2 protein-coding genes are annotated in these 1,575 nt (G+C 61.7%); both read left to right on the top strand.

Annotated features, from left to right (window positions below):
- The coding region (locus A3754_RS22735; protein ID WP_156497159.1) for a 1-aminocyclopropane-1-carboxylate deaminase/D-cysteine desulfhydrase at window positions 1–989 on the top strand (989 nt) is incomplete at its 5' end.
- 164 nt (window positions 990–1,153) lie between these two features.
- Complete coding sequence (locus A3754_RS22730; protein WP_063521415.1) at window positions 1,154–1,519, top strand: NirD/YgiW/YdeI family stress tolerance protein; 366 nt, start codon at window positions 1,154–1,156, stop codon at window positions 1,517–1,519.
- Window positions 1,520–1,575: the final 56 nt, after the last annotated feature.

The following is a 1,575-nucleotide window of genomic DNA, read 5'->3' as shown; positions in this document are numbered from 1 at the left end:
CCCCAGGGCAACGGCGCCTGATGACCTGGCCGTTGCTCAGCCGGTTTGCGCACCTCGCCAGCCTTGCCCCCGTTGCCCTGTGCGACCTGCCCACCCCGGTGGAACCGCTGCCAGCACTGGGGTCGCTCTGCTGGGTGAAACGCGATGACATCAGCGCCCACCCGTACGGCGGCAACAAACTGCGTAAACTGGAGTGGGTGCTGGGCGAGATTCGCCAACGGCCCATCAAGCGCGTCGTCACCCTGGGAGCCACCGGCACCAACGCCGGGCTGGCCACCGCCTTACTCTGTGAGCAGGAACAACTGGGCTGTGACATTTTCACTTTTCCCCAGCCAGACTCCCCCGTGGTTCACCAGAACCGCCAGCGCATGCAACAGGCCAATGCCCAACTCCACGACCGCAACAGCCTGCTGCGGGCCGCACTGGGCTGGTATCTGCACCCGGGACGCCTACGTGGCGATCATTACTTTCTGTATGCCGGCTGCTCCAACCCGGTGGCCACCCTTGGCTATGCCAACGCCATACTGGAGCTCCAACAGCAAATCAACGACAGCCTCTGCCCGGCACCCGCTGACATTGTGGTCGCCGCCGGCTCCGGTGCCACCGTGGCCGGGCTGCTGGTGGGCAACCAGCTCAGTGGCCTGAATGCCCGCATCCATGCCGTGCAGGTAGCCCAGGACCACCTCGGCCCGTTCTCGGTATGCAATGCCCGGCTGGTCATTCGCATGGCCCGGCAATGCTGGCAACAGCTGGGGCTGCCCCGGGAACAATTCGATAGCAGTTTTCTGCAATGGCATGACAACTACCTGGGCACGGGTTACGGCCACCCCACCGCCGCCAGCAGCCAGGCCGTGAATGCCGCCGCCCACAGTGGCCTCACCCTGGAAAATACCTATACCGGCAAAGCCTTCGCGGCGTTTCTCGCCCTTGCAAACACCGCGGTGCAACCCTGCCTGTTCTGGCACACCTTCAATAGCCAGCCCCGATAGCCCTGGTCACCGATGCCCGTCTCTTCTCTTCTTCCAAACCTGTGAGCCAGCTCGCAAAACGCAGCGTTATGCAGGGGCTTTAACCGAGCTTTTACAAACATCAGGAACGACCTACCCCCATCGCCCCACTAATCCCCTGAGACATCAACCAAGGAGGATGACTCATGAAAAAATTGATTCTTGCATCTGTACTGCTGGGCGCCACCGCCACCGTGACCGCCGGCGACACCATCACCACCGACAGCGCCGCCATTAATCAGGGCATCAAGGAAGGCACTGAAGTACGCATGGACGGTGAAGTGGTTCAAGCGCTGGGCGATGAGCGTTATTTGCTTCGTGATCGCAAAGGGCAATTCGAAGTCGAGCTCGATGATGACCTGACCGCTGACCGCCCGCTGAAAGCCGGCACCCAACTTTCCTTTACCGGTGAAGTGGACCACGACGACGGCCGCAGCGTGGTGGATGTGAAGAAGGTGCACTCAGTGAAAGGCACAAGCACCAACAGCCCGAGCGCGACGATCAGCAACTGATACACTGATCCCCTGCTCCGACCTTGTTGACGGCGGCCTTCGGGCCGCCGTTTCTC

Source organism: Alcanivorax sp. HI0083, from assembly GCF_001635175.1.
The sequence above is the reverse complement of the archived record's forward strand: the minus strand, read 5'-3'. Positions and strand labels throughout refer to the sequence as shown.

Bases quoted from the DNA above. Each gene is read 5' to 3' on its own strand.
- A3754_RS22730 (WP_063521415.1), top strand. From the start codon at position 1,154: ATGAAAAAATTGATTCTTGCATCTGTACTGCTGGGCGCCACCGCCACC.